Origin of the sequence: Kribbella sp. NPDC026611 (genome assembly GCF_040638345.1) — a bacterium.
Lineage (GTDB): Bacteria > Actinomycetota > Actinomycetes > Propionibacteriales > Kribbellaceae > Kribbella.
Window position 1 is genome coordinate 696,349 of the sequence record NZ_JBEZYC010000002.1, and the last position, 21,608, is coordinate 717,956.

Annotated in this window: 19 protein-coding genes; 6 read left to right on the top strand and 13 right to left on the bottom strand. The window is 66.1% G+C overall.

Annotated elements, in window-relative coordinates; translation table 11 throughout:
• Positions 1-71 precede the first annotated feature (71 nt).
• Complete coding sequence (locus AB0E69_RS09370) at positions 72-785, top strand: hypothetical protein (protein ID WP_360142044.1); 714 nt, start codon at positions 72-74, stop codon at positions 783-785.
• Here AB0E69_RS09370 and AB0E69_RS09375 read toward each other — a convergent pair.
• Positions 775-1,275, bottom strand: a complete 501-nt coding sequence (locus tag AB0E69_RS09375; protein WP_360142046.1) for a PaaI family thioesterase — start codon at positions 1,273-1,275, stop codon at positions 775-777. The two genes, AB0E69_RS09370 and AB0E69_RS09375, sit on opposite strands and share 11 nt — an antisense overlap.
• 160 nt (positions 1,276-1,435) lie before the next feature.
• Here AB0E69_RS09375 and AB0E69_RS09380 point away from each other — a divergent pair, with 160 nt between their 5' ends.
• A complete protein-coding gene (locus tag AB0E69_RS09380) occupies positions 1,436-1,936 on the top strand; it encodes an excalibur calcium-binding domain-containing protein (protein WP_360142048.1) in 501 nt (166 codons plus the stop codon).
• Positions 1,937-1,997: 61 nt separating this feature from the next.
• On the top strand, positions 1,998-2,447 hold the full coding sequence (locus tag AB0E69_RS09385; protein ID WP_360142050.1) for an excalibur calcium-binding domain-containing protein: 450 nt from the start codon (positions 1,998-2,000) through the stop codon (positions 2,445-2,447).
• Here AB0E69_RS09385 and AB0E69_RS09390 read toward each other — a convergent pair.
• The 4 genes from AB0E69_RS09390 to AB0E69_RS09405 all read right to left on the bottom strand — a co-directional run bounded on the left by AB0E69_RS09390 (position 2,387) and on the right by AB0E69_RS09405 (position 6,963).
• Entirely contained in the window at positions 2,387-3,283 is an 897-nt protein-coding gene (locus AB0E69_RS09390) for a hypothetical protein (RefSeq protein ID WP_360142052.1), read from the bottom strand. The two genes, AB0E69_RS09385 and AB0E69_RS09390, sit on opposite strands and share 61 nt — an antisense overlap.
• 51 nt (positions 3,284-3,334) lie before the next feature.
• Positions 3,335-4,759 carry a hypothetical protein gene (locus tag AB0E69_RS09395; RefSeq protein ID WP_360142054.1) on the bottom strand — a complete coding sequence of 475 codons (1,425 nt, stop codon included), beginning with the start codon at positions 4,757-4,759 and terminating at the stop codon, positions 3,335-3,337.
• Between the two features lie 372 nt (positions 4,760-5,131).
• Positions 5,132-5,392 (bottom strand): transposase family protein, encoded by a 261-nt coding sequence (locus AB0E69_RS09400; RefSeq protein WP_360143010.1) that lies wholly within the window; start codon positions 5,390-5,392, stop codon positions 5,132-5,134.
• A 212-nt stretch (positions 5,393-5,604) separates the two neighbouring features.
• On the bottom strand, positions 5,605-6,963 hold the full coding sequence (locus AB0E69_RS09405) for an NAD-dependent succinate-semialdehyde dehydrogenase (RefSeq protein ID WP_360142056.1): 1,359 nt from the start codon (positions 6,961-6,963) through the stop codon (positions 5,605-5,607).
• 129 nt (positions 6,964-7,092) lie between these two features.
• On the opposite strand from AB0E69_RS09405, the gene AB0E69_RS09410 reads away from it, so the two are divergent.
• Both AB0E69_RS09410 and AB0E69_RS09415 read left to right on the top strand, forming a co-directional pair.
• On the top strand, positions 7,093-9,189 hold the full coding sequence (locus tag AB0E69_RS09410) for a M6 family metalloprotease domain-containing protein (protein ID WP_360142058.1): 2,097 nt from the start codon (positions 7,093-7,095) through the stop codon (positions 9,187-9,189).
• Between the two features lie 47 nt (positions 9,190-9,236).
• Positions 9,237-9,893 (top strand): DUF2306 domain-containing protein, encoded by a 657-nt coding sequence (locus AB0E69_RS09415; protein ID WP_360142060.1) that lies wholly within the window; start codon positions 9,237-9,239, stop codon positions 9,891-9,893.
• Here AB0E69_RS09415 and AB0E69_RS09420 read toward each other — a convergent pair.
• Entirely contained in the window at positions 9,877-10,449 is a 573-nt protein-coding gene (locus AB0E69_RS09420) for a histone deacetylase (protein WP_360142062.1), read from the bottom strand. The two genes, AB0E69_RS09415 and AB0E69_RS09420, sit on opposite strands and share 17 nt — an antisense overlap.
• A gap of 141 nt (positions 10,450-10,590) precedes the next feature.
• On the opposite strand from AB0E69_RS09420, the gene AB0E69_RS09425 reads away from it, so the two are divergent.
• A complete protein-coding gene (locus tag AB0E69_RS09425) occupies positions 10,591-12,621 on the top strand; it encodes a phosphocholine-specific phospholipase C (RefSeq protein ID WP_360142064.1) in 2,031 nt (676 codons plus the stop codon).
• A 65-nt stretch (positions 12,622-12,686) separates the two neighbouring features.
• Here AB0E69_RS09425 and AB0E69_RS09430 read toward each other — a convergent pair whose 3' ends face one another.
• From AB0E69_RS09430 to AB0E69_RS09460, 7 genes are all read right to left on the bottom strand, one after another.
• The gene (locus AB0E69_RS09430) at positions 12,687-15,482 is read right to left on the bottom strand and encodes a type ISP restriction/modification enzyme (RefSeq protein WP_360142066.1); all 2,796 of its coding nucleotides are present in this window, start codon (positions 15,480-15,482) and stop codon (positions 12,687-12,689) included.
• Positions 15,479-15,838, bottom strand: a complete 360-nt coding sequence (locus AB0E69_RS09435) for a hypothetical protein (RefSeq protein ID WP_360142068.1) — start codon at positions 15,836-15,838, stop codon at positions 15,479-15,481. The genes AB0E69_RS09430 and AB0E69_RS09435 overlap by 4 nt, the downstream gene beginning before the upstream one ends.
• A 262-nt stretch (positions 15,839-16,100) precedes the next feature.
• A complete protein-coding gene (locus AB0E69_RS09440) occupies positions 16,101-16,988 on the bottom strand; it encodes an ABC transporter ATP-binding protein (RefSeq protein WP_360142070.1) in 888 nt (295 codons plus the stop codon).
• Positions 16,985-17,797, bottom strand: a complete 813-nt coding sequence (locus AB0E69_RS09445) for an ABC transporter ATP-binding protein (RefSeq protein ID WP_360142072.1) — start codon at positions 17,795-17,797, stop codon at positions 16,985-16,987. The genes AB0E69_RS09440 and AB0E69_RS09445 overlap by 4 nt, the downstream gene beginning before the upstream one ends.
• Complete coding sequence (locus AB0E69_RS09450; RefSeq protein WP_360142074.1) at positions 17,790-18,665, bottom strand: ABC transporter permease; 876 nt, start codon at positions 18,663-18,665, stop codon at positions 17,790-17,792. The genes AB0E69_RS09445 and AB0E69_RS09450 overlap by 8 nt, the downstream gene beginning before the upstream one ends.
• A gap of 5 nt (positions 18,666-18,670) precedes the next feature.
• Positions 18,671-19,765, bottom strand: a complete 1,095-nt coding sequence (locus AB0E69_RS09455) for an ABC transporter permease (protein WP_360142076.1) — start codon at positions 19,763-19,765, stop codon at positions 18,671-18,673.
• Positions 19,762-21,600 (bottom strand): ABC transporter substrate-binding protein, encoded by a 1,839-nt coding sequence (locus AB0E69_RS09460; protein WP_360142078.1) that lies wholly within the window; start codon positions 21,598-21,600, stop codon positions 19,762-19,764. Before AB0E69_RS09460 ends, AB0E69_RS09455 begins: the two co-directional genes overlap by 4 nt.
• Positions 21,601-21,608: the final 8 nt, after the last annotated feature.

Consider the following 21,608-nt stretch of genomic DNA (forward strand, 5'->3'; position numbering starts at 1 on the left):
GGAGGTTCCGCTCTGCTTCCCCGGCTCCGCGTGTCCGAGGCTCGGAACGACACCGACCTTCGGAGGGGAAGATGACCACACTGCGCGAGACCCCGCACGGCACGGGGAAGACGGTCCGGGTTCACGACGTACGCCGTTTCCGGCGGTATGCCGCTGCGGTCCTGCTCCTGGTCCCGGCGACCAGCATCGGCATCGCCCGGCTGTTCCAGACCAACGACGACGACACCCGCCGCGCGCTCGACCAGATCGCCACCAACCCGGACCGGCAGTTCGTCTTCGCGCTGCTCGGCTACCTGGGCATTCTCACCATTGTCCCGGCGTTCCTCGCCGCGGCGCGGCTGTCGCGGCGGCGCCGCCCGGTGCTGACCACGATCGCGCTCGCCGTGAACCTGGTCGCGTACCTCGGCTCGTGGGCGCTGGGTGCGATCGACAACCTGTTCCTGATCGGCGGGCAGCTGCCGGCCGAGCAACGCGGTACGGCGGCCGTCGTGATCGACAAGCTGTATTCCTCGGGGCTGGCCGGTATCAGCGCCGGGGTGTTCGTCGCCGGTCACGTGATCGGCGCGATCCTGATGGGGTTCGCCTTACGTGGAAGCATTCCGGCCGTTGGCTGGCTGGCGATGGTGCTCACCACGCCGGCGCACGTAGTCGCGTTCGTGATTCTGCAGCAGCCGGTCGTCGACATGGCCGCGTGGTTGCTGATGACCGTCTGCTTCGCGTACTGCGCGATCGCGGTGGTTCGGACGTCCGACGACGACTGGGACGTGCCTCCGCTCAGGCGGTGAGGTCGAAGATCAGGCAGGTCGAGGTTGCGTGGGCGAGGAGTTTGCCGCGCTCGTCGTACAGGTGGGACTCGGCGACCGCCGTACGGCGTCCGCGGCTGACGATGGCGCCCACGCAGCTGAGCTGGCCCGAGTCGACCGTCACCGGCTTGATGAAGCGGGTCATCAGGTCGAGTGACGTGTAGCCGACGCCGGCCGGTAGCGTCGAGTGGACCGTGCAGCCCGCGGCGGTGTCGAGCAGGGTCGCGATGATGCCGCCGTGGACCGTGCCGAGCGGGTTGTAGTGGAACTCGGCGGCGGGCATGAAGACCGTGACCTTGCCTTCGTCGACCTCGAATCCGGTCGCGCCGACCAGCTGCAGGATCGGCGGGGCCGGCAGGTCGCCGTCCCGCATCGCCTGCAGCATCTCCAGCCCCGACGTGCTCCCGACCCGCGCGGCCGTCGCCCGCGGGTCGTCCCACGTGAAGGTCCTGGTGCGCTGCGTCTCCGTCATGGGTAGAGCGTCACACCACCAGCTGAGTCTGTCAACGAGACTTAGCTAACCGTCCGCCGTTCGAGGTCGCAAACGCTTGAAAACAAGGGATTCCACGAATTCGGGCCGTAGCCCTTCCCTTCCGCTCCGTGGTCGCTAGGCTGCGTTCCGGAGGCATGAAGTGCGCAAGTTCACCACACCACCGCAATGGCCCGATCCACCGACCCGAAGCTGGCGCCCACCCCGGCGCTGGCGCCCACCGGACTCCTGGCCGGCCGCGCCCGCGGGGTGGATCTTCTGGACAGACCAGCGCGGCGAACCCGTCCGCGGACCCGTCGGCCGGTACGGCGGAACCAGCCGGCTGAAGGTGACCGCGATCGCCGGCATACCGGCCGCGCTGATGGCACTCGTCGTACTGAACCCTTTCAACACCAGCGACCCACCAACCGCCGCGCTCGCCGTGTTCGCACCCACCGAAACACCGGCGCCTCCGGCCCGGCGCACCCAGAAACCCGCCCGGCTGGCAGAACGTGCACCGATCCCGACGACGCCGCCGAGGTACCGGACCTGTGCCGCAGTACGCGCCGCGGGTAAAGCACCGTTGCGCCGCGGCGACGCCGGATACTCGCGAGCGCTGGACCGCGACGGTGACGGCATCGCCTGCGAACGCGCCAACTCCTGATGCCCTGACCCTTCCGTCGGCCCGCGGGAAAGCTAAGCTGCCTGCCGGGGAGGAAGCAGAAGTGAGGCAGTTCAAAGCACCACCGGAATGGCCCGATCCACCGACACGAGACTGGCGCCCGCCGCGGCGTTGGCGTCCACCGGACAGCTGGCCGGCCGCTCCTGCGGGCTGGGCGTTCTGGGTCGACCAGCAGGGTCACGCCATCCGCGGCCCGATCGCCCGGTACGGCGGTCCGAGCCGGATCCGGATGACCGCGCTCGTCGCCGTGCCCGTGATCCTGATGACCCTCGTCGTCAGCCTCCTGCTGGTGCGGCCCGCGGGTACGCCGGCGCTCGCCCAGCCGACCGTGGAACCGCGATCGACGGTCGTGCCGACCACGGCCGTGTTCTACAAGAGCTGCGCCGAGGTCCGCGCCGCCGGGAAGGCGCCGCTGCACCGCGGCGAGCCCGGTTACTCGCGAGCGCTCGACGGCAACGGCGACGGTGTCGCCTGCGAGCGCGGCACATCCTGACGGATGCCTTCGTTCCACAGCTCCTGGGTCTGACTCAGCCAGAACGCGGCGAACAGCAGGATCAGCGCGCCCTCGATCCACAGCACCGCGTGGTCCCAGCCGAAGAGCGCTTTCCACCCGACCATCGCCGCGGGCCCGAGCACCATCGCGAGCGCGATCACGGAGTACCGGTTGGCCGGTGAGTGCGCGACGGCGTGCTTGCGCTGCTTGCGCCGGAACTGCTCGGCGTTGACCAGCACGACCACGACGATGCAGGCGAACATCACGATCGCGGCGGCATAGTGGGCGTGTCCGATGAATCCGTCGCGGTCCGCGAAGAACCAGGCCAGTCCCCCGCCGAAGAGCACCACCGCGACGGCCAGCCCGAGCACGTACATCGGCGTCCAGCGGTCCGGGTTCGTGATCCGGTCGCGGATGACGAAGATCGTGGTCAGCACCAGACAGGGCGCGCCGATCGCGAACAGCGCGCCCATGTTGTTCGAGACGTTCGCCGCCGCGTCGCTGATCCCCATCTGCACCGAGTGGCAGCGGCCCTGGCCCGGCGTAGGCACCAGCGCGACCACCGGCGCCAGGATGCCGGCGACATTGAGCAGGATGTCCTCCGGCTCGGTGTTGCCCTTCAGCACCACCATGCACACGCCGATCGTGATCAGCGCGCCGACGAAGATCGCGCGTACCGGCGTGTAGTAGTACGCGCTGATCGAGGTCTGCAGGCAGTGCGGATCGGTTTTCGACCATTCGATCACCAGTGCGGCACCGAGCAAAACGATCATGGCGACCATCGCCATCCGCAGATACCGATAGGTCTTGATCGAGTAACCACCGGGCACGGGCATCGTCGGCCCCCCTCGAGACGAGCTCCCCCTACATCTCGCAGTATGTGCTCGTCAGCGGCGGATGACGAGAGCCTGGAAGGCAGCCTTGATGGTCGCGTTGGTGGGGGCGACGTACTGCGTCGACGGGACATAGTCGTTCAGGTACGGGACGGACGTCGTGTAGTTCAGCCTCCGCGGGCACGACGAGCCGGCGATCTCGACCGTCGCCCCGTACACCTGCCGCCCGGTCCGCAGCTCGTACACCTTCACCGGGATCGCGATCTGGTGGAACGTGACGTCGGTCGGCACGGCACTCGGGTTCAACTCGGGCGTGTACGGGCAGGTGCGGACCGCCGTACCGTAGTTGGCCTCGCCGGCGCACAGGATGAGCGTGGCGCGGTACGGGTCGCTCGTCTTCCACTGGCTCGGCAGCCTCGAGGTGTACTCGTTGTCACCCAGGAAGAGCGTGGGATTGACGCCGCGGTGGTACGGCGGAGCCCCGCTGTACTGCGCGGGCGAGTCGCAGTACGTCGCACTGGTCACCAGGTCGCGCACGTTCGCCAGCTCGATGGCGAGAGTCGCTCGCTGGACGCCGCCGCGGGCACGAGCCGCCTGCTTGGCCTTGGGATACCGGCCGACGAGCTGCTCGTAGGTGCTGCGCGCACTCGGCCACTGCTGGGCCATGGCTTGGGCGTCACCGCAGCTGAGCAAGGCGTTCGGCTCGAACTTCGGCACGGCCGCGGCGGCCCGGTCGAGGGTGGTATGTGTCGGCGTGCGCGAGCGCAGCCAGCCGGTGACCTGGACGACCGCGCACGGCGTGCTCTTCGAGAGCTTGGTAAGGAACTCGTCCACCGCGCGACCGACGGTTCGATCCTGGCCGGGCCGGTTCAGAACCTCGGAGAGCGTCTTGAAGCCGGAGTCCAGCAACAGCAGGTTGCCGCGCGCGCCATCGGCCAGGTCGCTTCGGGCCTCGTCGATCCGCTCGCAGGCCGCGACGTCGCCTTCGCTGCGGACCGTCTTCGGCCCGTCGGTGAGCCGGTGCCAGAACCCGAGCCTGTCCGCCGTCCGCTTGACCTGCCCGCAGTCGCCGGCGTCGCGCGCGTCGATCACCTTGTCGTCGATCCGCGCAGTATCAATCCGCAGCAGGCCGGCAACTAGCAGAATCGGCATCGCGACGGCGAGGGCGATGATCCGCTTGCGCGGCTGGGCTTTCCGGTACGGCTTCGTCCGGGCGAGCAGCCAGCCGTGCACGACGACGAGCAGCCACCAGCCGATCAGCGCGAGCTCGCACCAGAGCTCGCGGACCGACACCAGCAGCACGACGAATGTCGCCGTACCGATCCAGTTGAGCACGGCGAAGCCCCGGCGGCGCGCCATCAGGTAGCCGAGCCCAAGCAACGAAGCGTTGCCCACGGCAACAGCCACCGGATCGTAGGCAACCGGCGGCGGACCCGGGTACGGCGTTGCGCCCGCAGCGGGCGGCGGCAAGTGGCTCATCCCATCAAGTCTGAGCCACCCCACCCGGGACCCTTCCCCAGCTGACCGCTTGCTGCCACCGGACCAAGCACTGAATGAAGAAAGAACGGAAAGGATTATTCAGCAACCCCGAGTCGGACCTCAGGAAGATACTGAAGGAAAGACCAAGAAAGGAAGATATTCAGAGGAGTGGTCAGTTCAGTGACCGCCCGCAAGTTTGCTGTCCTACATATCACCCCAGACAATGCCGTCCGATGTGCGCGGTCAGGCAGCCGACGGTAGCGAGGATCTACCGGCCGACCACTGAGGGCCAACCACCACTCTAAAGCTCTTCGGGGGTTGTTCAGACGTCACCAGCCAAGTCGGTCGGCCACGGAAGCCGGCGGTGAGGATTCACCAGTTCTTGAAGTGGCCGATGGCGCGTTCGACTGCGGATCGTCGCGTGGAAATTTTTCTGTTGACGGTTTGTTCGTAGCCCGTGAGGTCCCGGTGCTTGCTGCGTTTGTACGGGACGGTGGCGGTGATGCCGGTGTAGATGGCGTCGGCGTACCAATGTGGTCGTTCAGTACTGGCTCCCAGCCGCACTCGGTCATCGCTCAGCGGTCGTGGCGGCCTCCGGCGACCGGGATGGACACGGCCAGCATGGTGCAGCACCAGCTCCAATTCTTCTATTGCGGTGGGTCGATTGTGTGTTCTGACACGCTGACGTCGCGTCGCTAATCTACAGCCGGTTGCCGAAGCCGGCCACCACTCTAAATCTCTCTTCTTCCTCTGATCTTTTCTTTGATCTCTTCCTTCAAGGCCTACTCGGGACTTCTGAACAGCCCTCTTTGTTTCTTTCTTTGGGTTCTTTTTCCTTGTCTGGTTTACAGGCGGATTGACTTTTTGTTCATGAATTCTTCGATGCCGGCGGAGCCGAGTTCGCGGCCTAGGCCGGAGCGTTTGATACCGCCGAAGGGGAGGTCGGCCTGGGAGCCGCCGGCGCGGTTGAGGTAGACCATGCCGGCGTCGATCCGGTTCGCGACCCGGCGGTTGCGGGCGGCGTCCGTGCCCCAGACCGAGGCGCCGAGGCCGAACGGCGTGTCGTTGGCGAGCCGGACGGCGTCGTCCTCGTCCTCGGCCCGGAAGACGATCGCGACCGGCCCGAAGATCTCCTCGTAGTACGCGTCCATCGACGGCGTCACGTCGGTCAGCACGGTCGCCTCGAGGAACGCGCCGGGCCGGATCCGCCGGCCACCGGCACGCAGGGTCGCACCTTGCTCGATCGCCTTCGCCACCTGGCCGGCAACCTCGTCGGCCGCGGCGTCGGACGCGAGCGGCGGGAGCTTCGTCGCCGGGTCGGACGGGTCGCCGGGGACGTAGTACTCCGTGACCCGCTTGGTCAGGCGGTCGACGTACTCGTCGTAGATGTCGGCGAGGACGATCATCCGCTTCGGGGCGTTGCACGACTGGCCGCAGTTCCGCATCCGGGCGGTCGCGGTCGCGTTGACCGTCTCGTCCATGTCCGCGGTGTCGAGGATGATCAGCGGGTCCGAGCCGCCGAGCTCCAGCACGGTCTTCTTCAGGTGCTTGCCCGCCTCGGCCGCGACCGAGATCCCGGCCTGCTCGCTGCCGGTCAGCGAGACACCCATGATCCGCGGGTCCGCGAGGATCGCGGGGATCTGCCGGCTGGAAGCGTACGTGTTCACGTAGACGTCCGCCGGTACGCCGGCCGCGTGCAGGATCTCCTCGATCGCCCGCGCCGAGCGCGGGCAGATCGACGCGTGCTTGAGCAGGATCGTGTTGCCGAGCACCAGGTTGGGCGCGACGAACCGGGCCACCTGGTAGCAGGGGAAGTTCCACGGCATGATCCCGAGCAGCGGCCCGATCGGTTCCTTGGTGATCACCGCCTGACCGCCCTTGATGTCGATCGGCTCGTCGGCGAGCAGCGCCGGCCCCTGCTCGGCGTAGTACCGGAAGATGTCGACCACGATGCCGACCTCGCCACGGCCCTCGTTGATCCGCTTGCCCATCTCGACCGTCATGATCGGCGCAAGCTCGTCGGCCCGCTGCTCGAACAGGTCCGCCGCCCGCGCCACGATCGCGGCCCGCTCCGCCACGGACCGACTTCGCCACCGCGGGTACGCCGCGGCCACCCGCCCGATCGCCGCTCGCACCTCCTCCTCCGTCGAGTTCGCCACTTCCTCCACCAGCTCACCCGTCGCCGGGTCGGTGACCGAGTACATGGTTCCTCCATCCAAGGTCGAATACTCACCATACTGTATACAGTGAGCTGATCCGTTGTGGTACGGCGTCTCAGCAGGCAAGCTCAGGTCTTGTCTCGTTGTCCCCCTTCGTCGATCGGATACCCGCCCGTGTCTGAGCAACGGAAGCTTCGTCGTGTACTACGGCTGGTCGCTGTACTGGCCGCCGTATCCGTCCCGTCGATGGCGCTCGCCGCACCGAGCGCTCCACCGGACCCCGCCAACGCCTGGCAGTACCCGCACTGGCCGCAGAAGCAGCCGTGGCAGGAGTCCGGCCACGACCAGCGCATCGCCACAACAGCGTCGTCCGGCCTGCCCGGACCCATCGACCCGCAGAACTGGGAGAACCCGGACCACATGACGTGGGACGACTACGTCAAACCGCCGGGCACCAACTGGGCCGATCCGAGCGTGAAGGGCTCGACCCGGACGTTCAAGGGTGCGCTCGTCCTGCTCGACTACCCGAACCAGGACTTCGTCATCACCAAGCCGAAGGGCTCGACCGTCTTCGGCAACCCGAGCGCCGCCGCGAACGGCGTACCCCGGGATCAGGTCGCGTCCTTCTATCACGACTTCCTGAACAAGCCCGAGCCGCTGAACCACGGGCACACGCTGCACGAGTACTGGATGGAGGACTCCGGCGGCCGGTACGGCGTCGACCTCACCGCGTTCGGCCCGTACCGGATGCCCGGCAAGTCGCACGAGTACGGGATGGAGTTCCAGAGCCCGGCCGAGTGCCCGGCCGGTGACAACTGCAGCCGCGACATCCGCACCGACGGCAAGGCGGCCTGGGTAGCCGACCAGGGCGCCGAGGTACCGGCCGGGTTCGACTTCGTGTTCTTCCTCAGCGCCGGCCAGGACGAGTCGTCCACCTGGCAGGAGTTCGGAATGATGAAGTTCCCGACCAAGGAGGACGTCACCGACGACTTCGGCCCGCCGGACCCGGCCCTGCCGAACTGGTCCGACACGCGGTACGTCGACTGGACGTCGTGGGCCGCCGGTTCGTCGATCTGGCTGAACGCGGGTGGCGGCTCGTCCACCCAGGCGGAGAGCTCCGGGATGGCGGTCTTCGCACACGAGTTCAGCCACATCCTCGGGATCGGCGACAACTACAACAACCCGTACGGCGTGCCGGCCCGACGCTCCTACACCGGCATCTGGGAGATGCTCAGCCGCGGCAGCTTCAACGGGCCCGGTGGTCCGCACAGCCGCTGGATGATCCCGGCGACCGGTGGCGCGTCGATGGGCGCGCAACACATGCTGCGGAACAAGATCAAGCTGGCGATGGTCGACGAGCAGAACGTCCTGCGGCTGTCCCGCGAGGCGCTCGCCTCGTCCGGTGTCGTGATCGCGAACGTGACCGCGCGCAGCGTGAACCCGGGTACGAAGGATCTGTCCGGGATCAACATCGAGCTCGGCGGCGCGGGTGACCTGGACCCGGCGTGCGACGCGGCGACCGATCCGCTCTGCGACGGCCGCGGGTACCAGAACTACACGGTCGAGGTCGTGGACCGGATGGGCACCGACTCGTTCACCCCGGACGCCGGTGTGCTGCTCGCGAAGACGAAGAACCAGGACCGCGCGCCGTTCGAATGGGTCGTCGACGCGAACCCGCAGAACATCAACCTGACCGACTACGTGCTGCCGGACGGTACGAAGGTCCCGATCACGATCGGCGACTACCGGCAGCTGGCGGACGCGCTGTTCCACGCCGGCACGAACTCCGGCAGTGAGTACGAATACACCGACACGGCGAATCGGCTGCACTTCTACATCACCAACGTGCACCGCGACAGCAAGGGGGTTCTCGCCTACACGGTCGCGATCCGTTCGCTCGACGGCTCCGGCGCACAGAAGCGCGGCGTACGGCTCCTCCCGACCGTGGCGAAGCCGGGCGCGGGCGGCGTACAGACCTGCAACTTCCGGCTGACCAACACCGGCAAGGCCGGCGCGACCGGGAGCCAGCCGGAGGACGTCACGCAGTACCTCAAGGGCGACGTCTACCGCCTGTCGGCCAAGGCGGACGGCAACGACTGGCCGATCTCCTTGCCGAACGCACTGGCCACCGCGAACGCAGGCCAGGACGTCACCGTGCCCGTCTACACGAAGGCCGGTAGCGGCCCGCTCGCCAAGATCACCCTCACCGCGACCTCCGAGAGCGACCCGACCAAGCACGCCACCGCAACCTGCCTAGCTGTCAGGCGGTGACTTCGCCGCCAGACCGCTGAAAGGTGCTCCGCCCTAGCGTCGTCGGTATGACGCAGACCGTCGTAACGCTGGGGCGGAGCCGGTTGCGGGTGGTCCAGGTCGGGATCGTGGTTCTGGCCGGGATCATCCTCGCGTTCGCGGCCGCCCGACTGGTCAAGGACGTGCCGCACATCGCCAACGGCACGATGCCGCCGGAGGCGATCGACAAGGAGTACGTCGCGCACCCGTGGATCGCGTACTTCCACATCGCGCCGGCAGTGGTGTACCTGGTCGGAGCGCCGGTCCAGCTCGCGTACCGGATCCGGTCCCGGCACTACACGTTCCACCGCCGCTTCGGCCGGATCGTGCTGACATGTGCCTTGCTGTGCGGGGTGTTCGCGATCTGGTTCGGCCTGTTCTACAGCTTCGGCGGATGGGTCCAGGCCGCCGCGACGGTCGTCTTCGGCCTGTGGTTCCTGTACTGCCTGGTGCGCGCGTTCCGCGCCATCCGCGGCGGCGACATGGCCACCCACCGGAGGTTCATGATCCGCGCCTATGCCATCGGCATCGGCGTCGGCACAATCCGGATCTGGGTCTACATCTTCACCCTCCCGAACCTGTTGTCGTTCCCGGCCAGCTTCGCCGCGTCGTTCTGGATCGCGTTCGCGATGCACGCCGCCTTCGCGGAGTGGTGGGTGCGTACGACGCCTACTCCCCCAGGCTGAGGTAGTCGGCGATCCGCTCCTCGTCCCAGCCGTGAGCCTCACGCAGGCCGGTCCTGATCCAGTGCAGGTACGCCGGAGACGGCGCGGCCGGCTCGAGGTCCGCGACCGTGCCGTGGGTGACCGTGAACATCGGCATCCCGTCGAGCTCACCGAGCCGGACCACGGTCTCGTAGCGGCCCGGACCCAGCGTGTGGAGCTCCTCGACGCCGGGGAGGACGGCGGTCAACTGCTGCGCGAACTCGCCGCCGGGCTCGCGCCACATCTCCTGCGCCGCGACGTCGCTGAGCTGCTCCGCGGTCAGCAGGTACGCGCGGGCGGCGACCTCACCGGCGGCCGACCAGTGGTAGAAGGCGGAGCCGCCGCCCCAGGTCTTCGACGCGCCGGCGAAGACCAGCCGGCCGGGGATCATGACACCCTGTGTGCGGATGGGTGCTGTCGGGTTGCGGCAGCCGGGGTACATCCGCGCGCCACCGGATGGTTGACCGCCGGACACGTAGCAGCGGAATCGTTCCATCGCCAGGTTGGAGCCGTAGGCGACGTACCAGACCCGATCCACACGTTCACAATAGTTCGAAACTGTAGAGAAATGAACACAACGGTTCATCTTCCCTCGGTTTAATCGTTCAGCTATCGTGCCGGGGTCGTAGCGCTGGTCTTCATGACTCCATCCGCCTCATTGTCCGCCCGAGGAGACCCCATGCCAGACATCAACCGCCGGAGGTTCCTGCAGCTCGCCGGAGCCTCGGCCGCGTTCACCGCGATGGCGAACAGCATCGAGCACGCCGCCGCGATCCCGGCGTACCGCCGCAACGGCGACGTCCGCGACGTCGAGCACATCGTCGTCCTGATGCAGGAGAACCGCTCGTTCGACCACTACTTCGGCACCCTCAAGGGCGTCCGCGGCTTCGGTGACCCGCGGCCGGCGACACTGCCCGACGGCAAGCCGACGTTCTACCAGAAGAACGCCCTCGGCAAGGAGATCCTGCCGTTCCGGCCGCAGGCGGACAACCTCGGCCTGCAGTTCATCCAGGACCTCGCGCACAGCTGGCCGGACGCGCACCTGGCGCACAACAACGGCAGGTACGACCAGTGGATCCCGGCCAAGACGTCGACCACGATGGCGTACCTGACCCGCGAGGACATCCCGTTCCACTACGCGCTCGCGGACAAGTTCACCCTGTGCGACGCGTACCACTGCTCGTTCATGGGCTCGACCGACCCGAACCGCTACTACATGTGGACCGGCTACACGGGCAACGACGGCACCGGCGGCGGCCCGGTCCTCGGCAACGACGAGGCCGGCTACAGCTGGACGACGTACCCCGAGCGGCTGGAGAAGGCCGGGGTGTCCTGGAAGATCTACCAGGACAGGGGCGACGGGCTCGACGCGGCCGGTGGCTGGGGCTGGATCGACGACGCGTACCGCGGCAACTACGGCGACAACTCGCTGCTGTACTTCAACAACTACCGGAACGCGCAGCCCGGGAACCCGTTGTACGACAAGGCGCGGACCGGCACCAACGCGAAGGCCGGCGAGAGCCTCTTCGCCCAGCTGACCGCCGACGTCAAGGCGAACAAGCTGCCCAAGATCTCCTGGATCGCGGCGCCCGAGGCGTTCACCGAGCACCCGAACTGGCCGGCCAACTACGGTGCCTGGTACATCTCGCAGGTCCTCGACGCGCTCACCTCGAACCCCGAGGTGTGGAGCAAGACCGCGCTGTTCATCACGTACGACGAGAACGACGGCTTCTTCGACCACGTCATCCCGCCGTACCCGCCGATGGACGCGAACCAGGGCCTGTCGACGGTCGACACCGGCCCCGACCTGTACACCGGCTCGGCGGCCGCGCACGGTCCGTACGGCCTCGGCCAGCGGGTCCCGATGCTGGTGGTGTCGCCGTGGAGCACCGGTGGGTACACCTGCTCGGAGGTCTTCGACCACACGTCGATCATCCGGTTCATGGAGAACCGGTTCGGAGTGCACGAGCCGAACATCTCGCCGTGGCGGCGGTCCATCTGCGGTGACCTCACCTCGGCGTTCGACTTCGGTACGACGGGGACGAAGCCGTCCGGACTGCCGGACGTCAGCGGGTACGAGCCGCCGGACAACGACCGGCACCCGTCGTACGTCCCGACGCCACCGGCGGTCGGCGCGCTCCCCGCGCAGGAGCGTGGCTGCCGCCGGACCCGGCCGTTGCCCTACGCACCGGTCGTCGACGGAGCTGTTGCCAATGGCAAGTACAAGCTGACCTTCGGCTCCGGTCCGCAGCGCGGGACGCAATTCCTGATCACCTCGGCGAACCGTGCCGACGGTCCGTGGACCTACACGGCCGAGGCCGGCAAGACCGTCGCCGACAGCTGGAACCCGGTCTACTCCGGCGGCGTCACCGACCTCACCGTCCACGGCCCGAACGGCTTCCTCCGCACCTTCAAGGGCAAGACGACCGCCGGCCTGGAGATCACCGCCCGCGACACCCGCACCGGTGACGTCACGCTGACCTTCACCTCCGACGCGGCCCGCCGCGTCACGATCAAGAACGCGTACACCGGCGGCACCAAGACCCTGGACGTCCGCAAGGGCACGACGACGTACACGGTCACCACCACCAGCCGCTGGTACGACGTCTCCGTCACCATCGACAAGGACACGACGTACCTCCGCCGCTTCGCCGGCCACGTAGAAACCGGCATCCCCGGCATCAGCGACCCCGCCATCAAAACGGTCTGAGATTAGAGCGACTGTCTGGCGGTGACTACAACCCCGCCGCCAGGCAGGCTCTTGATCAGACTCCCTCAGTTGCCGAACAAATCGTCGCTCGACGGCGGCTTCGGCGCTTGAGTTGCCCACGACGGGATTGGCAGGAGGTGCGCGGACTCGAGGTCGGCAACGGTGATCAACGGGACGTTCATGATCCGCGCCAGTAACGCGTGCTGTACAGGCTCAAGAGCCACACAACGACCGATTACGTTCAAAAGTTCCAAGAGTTCTGTAGTCATTGCCGACGTCCAATGAGTGGCGACAATGTCGTTCAGAGGAGAGCCACGATTTCCTGCCGGCACCTTCCGTCGATAATCGAACCAGTGCTTCAGAACGAACATCCCCGACACCTGGTACTCGACCACTTCAGGCTCGACAGGCGCTACCTGGCCCGTCCCGACATGCAAGGTTTTGGTCGCAGAGTCGTAGCGCAACTGCGTCGGCATCTCATCCTCAGTATCTGGGATGCTCACAAGCACCTTCGGGCGATGAACCTGCATTCGCGGCGGCCCGGGTGGCCGACCCTCAGTCCGATTCGCCCCGCGCTCGCCGTAGGTATGAAGCCACAGCACCTCGCGACCCAGCCGGCAGGCCTGCCGCCAAAGCGCGGGATCGGCGGTCAGCGGAATCCTGATACCCGGTGAGACGAGAGATGCCGCGAATCGCGAAATGTACCCGCCGTGCGCAGTCGTCGCAGCAAGGTAAGCCAGCAGATCCTCGGCCCCAACCTTGCACTTGTAATTTGTCGAGAGGAAATCAAGCAGGCCTGGCGTAATATTCGGTATGTCTGCATTGATGTCCCGATAGAGCGGCAGAACTCGTCCACCACGTCCGGCGAAGTAGTGCATGTCTGGTATCAGCGCCGAAAAAACCAACGCTGGACCCGCTGTGACTGGGTGGGCGTGGTGCTCGACAACATAGATCTGCTGGTGAGAGTTCGTGAACCACAATGGTGGGCTTGGCCTGTGGTGAACCCGGGCGTCGGCCACCACCCATTTCCGGTCGAATGACCTGTGGCCGACTCTTCGCAACGGTGGGGAGGAGTGATTTTCCTCGCCCAGAGTTCCGCAGTGCGAAGTCATGCCAGGGAGTGGGGAGATCTTTGAATCCACGCGCGTCGAGGCCGTCTCTTTGAGCAACCCCGGCTTCTCTGCCGCAGTCGCGCTCACTAAGCGACGCCAGCGACGTTCCAAGGACTCTTGCTCAGGCGCATACACCCACGTGCGATTCGGCTTGATGCCCGGGGCCGACCACGGCATCAGGTCCGTCATCGCGGGCATGGACTTCCAGGTATCGTTCGATGCCTCAGCGAAGGGCTGGTCCCACCCCGTCGCACAGTCTGCCCATTGGTCCGAGTCGAGCGTGATACGGGTGAGAGCAGCCTCTTTCTCGCTGAGCGACCCAGCCACGCTCATGCGGTGGATCCGCGCGGGCACACCGATGTCGGCTCCTTCTCGCCGGATGAAGATCGCCACACAGATAGGCTGCTGATTGCCTTTGAAGAAGCGGGTGTTCATTGGCGGCTGATGTCCCTCTGGGGTCAGGTCAATCAGCCAGCCCTCATCGGACGTGCGTCGCAGATACTCACGCATCCCAGCGAAGCCAGGGCCGCTGGTGAAGCCTGCTGAGCAGACCATCGCCACGACGCCGGCAGGGTCGGCTGGATGGGCGTCGAACGCTTTCCAGGTTGCCCAGCGCCAGAAGTACACGTACTTGTTGGACAGTACGTACTCCAGTTTCCCGTTGCCTGGCTTTCGGAACGCGGAGAGGCTTGGTGACGCTGAGGTCTCCGCAGGCTTCTCGATCCAGCTGGACGAACCCTTCGCTTTGTCCTTGTACGGCGGGTTGCCGATGACAACCATGACCGGCTCGTCGCGCTTCACGCGATTGGCCCCGTGACGTGACTGCTCGATCGCCTCGTACATCCTGCCCAGAGGAAGAAGTTGCAGGCCCGGATCGTCGAGAGTATCGGTGAGAAACCGGCGTTCGCGGATCGGAACCTCTGCCCTGTGACGCTTCCTGAGAAGCGTGTGGATGCGCAGTTCCGCAACAGCGTAGGGAGCGGCCTGGTTCTCGAATCCGATCAGGCGGTTCGACAGTTCGCGCAGATGGGGGACCACCGCTCCAGGACCCTCGTCACGCGAGATGGTCTCCGCGACCGTGTTGACGACGTCCGCGAGGAAGCTGCCAGTACCCATCGCGGGGTCCACCACGATCACATCGGACTCCGCGAAGCCGAGCGGTCGATCGAGCCGCTCCCTGAGTATTTCGTCCACGAACCTGGTCATGAATTCCACGAGCGCAGCAGGCGTGTAGTAGACACCGCTCTTCTTACGCAGTTCCGGATCGTACCTTGCCAGGAAGTTCTCATACAGCAGGGCGTAAGAGTCGTCAGGGAACAAGCTCCAGTCCACGGCGCTGAGCACGCGAATCATCGTCGTCAGTGCGACGCTGTGCTCCTCCTCCGGCTGGTCCGTCAGCACAGTGAGTGCACGACCCATCAGGGAGTGCTTCTTCCCGAGCAGGCGTGCAATCTCACCGATCGACTGGTGGTCGAAGCTGACCTCTTCGACTCGCGCAAGCAGAAGAGCAAAGGTCACTGTCTGGGCGTACTGATCCGCGAATTCCGGGTCACTGAGGTTCGGAAACAGTACTTGTCGCCAGTCGGTTGCCAGTCGTGTGAAGTTCGGTGCTGCTTGCCCTCTGTTTTCGCGATCCAGCTCGGTCGCGATGTCGTCACGAAGCAGCCGGCACAGGTTCGCGACCAGCCGGATGAGGTCGTCCAGTGTCCGCGGGCGTTCCGGTTCCCACAGCAGGAAGCCGGTGATCAAGCGGGTGAAATCGGTGCCTTCCGCGTGCAGATTCCCCCTGCTGCGTGCACAAGACCTGGCTCCAGGCGGGCGACCCTGCCCTGCAGTCTGCCGAAGCTGTACCGAGCAAACTGCTCGCCGTCGGAGTACAGAACGTTGGGGAGTTGCTGAAAGCGCTGCCACTGGTCCAGATCATGCTTTCCAGGCCGTTGCCATGTTCCGGGGACACCGTGCCCTGGACGCTTCAATTCGACGTACCCAACCCGGGCGCCGGCCACGTCGACGGCGTAGTCAGGTCGAATGGAAAGATCAGGCAATCGGGTTTCGCCGATCATCGTGACGGTCAGGCCGCGGCTTTCGGCGATCGACCTGATCATTCGCTCGAAGGGACCCCTCAGGTGATCCTCGCCCGAGCCCTCCCCGGTCCGGAGCTTTCGAGACACCTCGCGACCGAAGCGCGTGATCGCAAGAGCGATCGCCACTTCAGACGGATTTTCGACAGCATTCGACCGAGGCATGAGTCCCCCCAGTTGTTCAAACGCCCATGACACCTCACGCCAAGCAGACTTTGAACTATTTTCCGGCGCGCTGAACCGCGCGGCGACTTGACTCGGCGTGCCGGAGAACTCGTGCCTCTTACTACAGGATCGGGGCTTCTGGCTTTGTGGTGTCGCCGGGGGTGTTGTCGTCGACGCGTTCGAGTTCGTCGACCTGGATGCGGGTGGTCCAGCGCAGGTCGGGGTCGGGGGACGGGATGGAGTCGAGGAGGAGTTTCGTGTACGGGTGGGACGGCTCGTGCATGACGGTCGACACCGGGCCGCGTTCGACGATCTGGCCCTTGGTGATGACCATGACCTCGCCGCCCAGGTAGTAGACGGTGGAGAGGTCGTGGGTGATGAAGAGTGTGGTCATGCCGTGCTCGCGCTGGAAGTCGAGCAGGATGTCCAGGAAGTGCCTGCGGACCTGGGCGTCCAGCATCGAGACCGGCTCGTCGGCGATGATGAAGGACGGCCTCAGCATGTGCACCCGGGCCAGCATGATGCGTTGCCGCTGACCGCCGGAGAGTTGGTGCGGATAGCGGCCGAGCACGTTCTCCGGCTCGAGCCGGACCGCCTCGAGCGACTCCTCGATCAGCTGCAGGCCCTTGGCGCGGGTGTCGGCGAGCTTGAACTTCTTGACCGCCTTCCAGAGCGCGCGGTCCACCCGGTAGAACGGGTTGAAGATCGCGTACGGGTCCTGGAAGACCGGCTGCACGTCCTTGCGGTACTCGTCGTACTCCGCACGGCTCAGTTTGAAGATGTCCTTGCCGCCGTACAGGACCTGACCATCGGTCGGCTTCTGCAGGCCGAGAACGTTGCGGGCGATCGTGCTCTTGCCGCTGCCGCTCTGGCCGACCAGGCTGACGATCTGCGGTGGGGACGCGGCCAGCGTGAAGCTCACGTCGTCGACCGCGGTCAGGTAGCCGCCGGCCACTCCGCGGGCGTGGAACCGTTGCTGGACGCCCCTGAGTTCGAGCTCCGACTTCACGAGGCCCTCCTTCCGACCCGCGGGATCGACTCGATCAGCTGCCGGGTGTAGGCATCCTGCGGGTTCTTGAACACCTGCCGTACGTCGCCGACCTCGACCAGCCGGCCCTCGTACATCACCGCGACGCGGTCGGCGAGCTGGGCGTGTACGCCCATGTCGTGCGAGATCACCATCAGCGTCACGCCGAAGTCGGTGCGCAGATCGGCGAGCGACTGCAGGATCACCCGCTGGATCGTCACGTCCAGCGCGGTGGTCGGTTCGTCGGCAATCACGAGGTCGGGCTCGAGCGCGACCGCGATCGCCATCAGGACGCGTTGCTTCATGCCGCCGGACAGCTCGTGCGGGTACATCCGGGCCACCCGCGGCTCCAGGCCGACCTCGCCGAGCAGCCGCGGGATCATCGTGTCCACCTCGCCCTTGCGGCCGGGAGCGTGTTCCAGGATCACGTCCTTGAACTGGTCCTGGACGCGCATGACCGGGTTCAGCGAGCTCATGGATCCCTGCGGGAGGTACGAGAGCGCGCTCCAGCGCAGGACCCGCAGTTCCTCGCCTTGAACCTGCAGGAGATCCACCGGCGAACGGCCGGCCGGGTGGAACATGGCTGTGCCGCCGGAGACCTTGCCCGGTGGCTTCAGCAGTCGGAGCAGCGCGACCGCGAGTGTGCTCTTGCCGCTGCCCGACTCCCCCGCGATCCCGAGGATCTCACCACGGCGGACGTCGAGATCGATGCCGCGGACCGCTTGCACGTCGCCGCGGTTGGTGGAGTAGATGACCTCGAGGCCCTTGACCTCCAACACCGACTCATTCACCGGCCACTCCCCTCAGCCGTGGGTTGTAGACCTCTTCGAGGCCGATGTTCACCATGTTCAGCGCCGCGAACAGCAAGGTCAGCAGGACGATCGGGACCACGAACATCGGCCAGGCGCCGAGCGTCAGCGCGCCGGTGTTGATCGCATTGAAGATGATCTGACCAAGGTCGATCACACCACCTGGCCCGAGCCCGATCACCTCCAGTCCGACCAGCCCGAAGATCGCGCCGAGCGCCGAGGACGCGAACCCGACACCGATGAACGGCAGCAGGTTCGGCAGCAGCTCGGTGACGATGATCTCGAGGTCCCGGGCCTTGCTGACCCGCGCGAGGTCGACGTACGGCCGGGTGCGCAGGCTGAGCACCTGGGAACGGATGGTCTTGGCCGCGAACGGCCAGGAGAAGATCGAGATCATCACCCCGACCTGGAACAGGCTCACGTTCTTCGCGTACGCCGAGAGCGCGATCAGCAGCGGGAACGTCGGGATCACCAACAGGATCCCAGTGAACGTGGAGAGCACGTTGTCGATCCAGCCGCCCTTGTACCCGGCGACGAACGCGACGATGACGCCGGCCACGGTCGAGATCACGCCGGCGATCGCACCGATCTGCAGCGAGACCGAGAGCGCCTTCACCACCATCGCGAAAACGTCCCGGCCGAACTGATCGGTCCCGAGCAGGTGGTCCGGACCCGGCACCAGCCATTTGTCGTACGCCGCCAGCTCGATCGGGTCCTGGCCGCCGCCGACGGCGTGGGCGATCAGCGGGCTGAACAGCGCCAGCAGGACCATCACGCCGAGGATGATCAGCCCGGTCGCGAGCCGCCGGCTGTTCCGGATCGTCCGCAGTACCGCTGTCAGGATTCTCATCGTCATCACTTCCAGTACTTGACGCGGGGATCGAGCAGCGGCAGCGCGAGATCCAGCAGCAGTACGGCGGTCAGCACCGAGAAGATCGCCATGTCCGTGACGCCGAGGATCGTGTTGAAGTCGAGCTGCTGGATCGCGGTCACCAGCGTGGTGCCCAGACCCGGGTAGTTGAACAGCTGCTCGACCAGCACGTTCCCGTTGAAGATGAAGCCGAGCGAGATCCCGAACGCGGTGATCTGCGGCAGGTAGCAGTTCCGCAGCGCGTACCGGGTCAGCACCCGCCAGCCCTTCAGGCCCTTCGCCTCGGCGTACACCAGGTAGTCCTCACCGAGGATCGGGACCATCAGCATCCGGGTGGACAGGATCCAGCTGAAGGTCCCGATGATCACGATCGACAACCCCGGCAGCAACCCGTACTTGAGCACACTGCCGATGAACTGCGGTGTGATCCCGGGACTGATGTTGGAGTCGTACGCCGATCTCGCAGGCAGCACACCCATCGAGTACGCGAAGATGTAGACCAGGATCAGCGCGATGAAGAAGTAGGGCACGTGCGACAGCGCGATCGACAGGTTGGTGGCGATCGACGAGCCGAGCTTGCCGCGCCGCCAGCCGGCGATCGCGCCGATCACGACGCCGAGCACCCAGGCCAGCACCGCGGAGATGCCGAGCAGACCGATTGTCCAGGGCAACGATCGCAGGATCACGGTCTGGGCCGGCGTCGGGTAGTTGATCAGGCTCGGCCCGAGGTCGCCGTGCAGGATCAGCTTCTGCATGTAGACCACGTACTGCGTGAGCAGGTTGCCGTCGAGTCCGAACTCGTGCTTGTAGCGGGCGATGATCTCGACGCTCGCCTGCTGGTTGTAGATGTAGTTCTGCTGCAGGCTCTGGATCAGGGTCTGGATCGGGTCCCCCGGCATCAGCCGGAAGAAGAAGAACGCGATCGTCAGCGCTCCCCAGAGCTCGACCAGGTACAGGCCGAAGCGGCGGATCGCGTACGCCGCCAGCGGATGCCGCGACAGCCAGGCCCGCACCCCCGAGACGGGTGCGGAGTCCTGGCTCTTGTCGACAGCGACCACCGGCGGGGCTTCCGCCGTCACGCCGGTCCCTTCTGCCCGGTGGGCTCGATCTTGCCGAGCACGAAGATGAAGTGCTGCCACCAGTTCAGCGGCACCTCGTACAGGTCGTCGTCGGTCGGCCAGCCCTTCCAGAACGCGGTGTTGAAGTACGACGGGTACCCGGTCTGGATCACCGCCAGCATCGGCAGGTCCTGGAAGTAGATCTCCAGCGCCTGGTCAAGCAGCGGCTTGGCCTCCTCGCTGTTCGGGTCGAGGCCGGCCAGCTGCTTGGAGATCGCGTCGAACTTCGGGTTCCGGTACCGCAGCTTGTTCTTGCCGGCCGCGTTCTTGCCGATCGGCTGGTACTTGTCGCTGGTCCAGTCGGTGTACAGCTGCTCGGGGTCGATCGCGATCCCGGCCCAGCTGGAGTCGATGTCGAACTCGCCGCGCTGGAACTTCTCGTCGTGCACGTTGCCGGCCAGGCTGCGCAGCGTCGCCGGGACGCCGACCTTGGCCAGCTCGGTCTTCAGCACGTTCGCGATCGCGTACTCACCACCGTCGACCGGCGACGGGGTGATGATCTCGAGGTTGATCTCCTTGCCCTTGTACATCCGTTTGCCGGCCGCGTTCTTGGGCGCGATCTCGTCCAGCAGCTTGGTCGCCTTGTCCGGTGCGAACTCGAACTTGTACTTGTTCGCGAGATCGTCGTTCTTCCACTTGTCGTTGGTCGGGTAGTCCGCCCACGGGTACTGCGCCGGCGGTACCGGCACCGGCCAGATCGACTTCCCGATCTTCTCCCGGTCCAGGCAGTAATTGATTGCCCAGCGCATCTTCGGCTCCGAGATCACGCCACGGGCCGGGTCGCAGTTCAGCCACATCACCCGCGGGTTCGGGTCGTGGAACTGGGTCGTCACCAGGTTCGGGTAGCCGGTGTTGCGCAGCTGCTTGGCGTGCTGCTCGTCCACCGAGCCGACGTCGAACTCGGCCCGCTCGAACGCCAGCGACGCCTGGTCGAGCTGCTTCGACGTGCTCTGGTAGACGACGTACTGCGGCTTGACGTCGAGCTTGTCCTTGTTCCAGTAGTTCGGGTCCTTCTCCCAGACGAACATCTTCTGGGCCCGGATCGCCTGCTTCAGCTTGTACGGCCCGCTGTGCACCGGCGGGTTGTCCTTGTACTTCGTCGGGTCCTGCGACTTCCAGATGTGCTCGGGCATGATCCCGAGCGGCGGTCCGGCGATCGCGGAGATGAAGTTGTAGTGGAACCGCGGCGTCGGCTTGAGCAGCTTGACCACGGCGGTCTGCGCGTCCGGTACGTCGATGGCCTTGACGAACTCCTTCAGCTCACCGCCACCGCCGAACAGGTCCGGGCGGTCCTTCAGCAGCATGATGGTGAACTTGAAGTCGTTCGCGCCCAGCGGCTGGCCGTCGTTCCAGTGCGCCTTCGGGTCGAACTTGAAGGTCACCTCGGTGTGGTCGTCGTTGTACTTGTACTCGGTCGCCAGCCACGGCGTGAGCTTGCCGGTGGCGAAGCTCAGGTAGAACAGCGGCTCGGTGCTCAGCTCGACGCCGGCGCCACCGGGCGAGCCGTTCGGGATCATCCCGTTGAAGCTGTCGAAGACCGTGTACTCGACCTGGCCGACGATCACGGCCTGGTCGCGGGGAACCGGGATGTTGGCCTTGCCGATTTGGATCGACTTGGTCGCGACGGGCTTGTTGTTGTTCGCCGGCTTGTCCGAGTACGAGCCACCGCCGGAGCAGGCGGCCAGGAACGCGGTCATCGCCGCCGCGGCACCTCCGCCGAGCATGCTCCGCCGGCTCACCTGGTAGCGGACCACCTCCGCGACATCTTCGTACTGCGGGCGCGTCGATTCATCCATGACGAAAG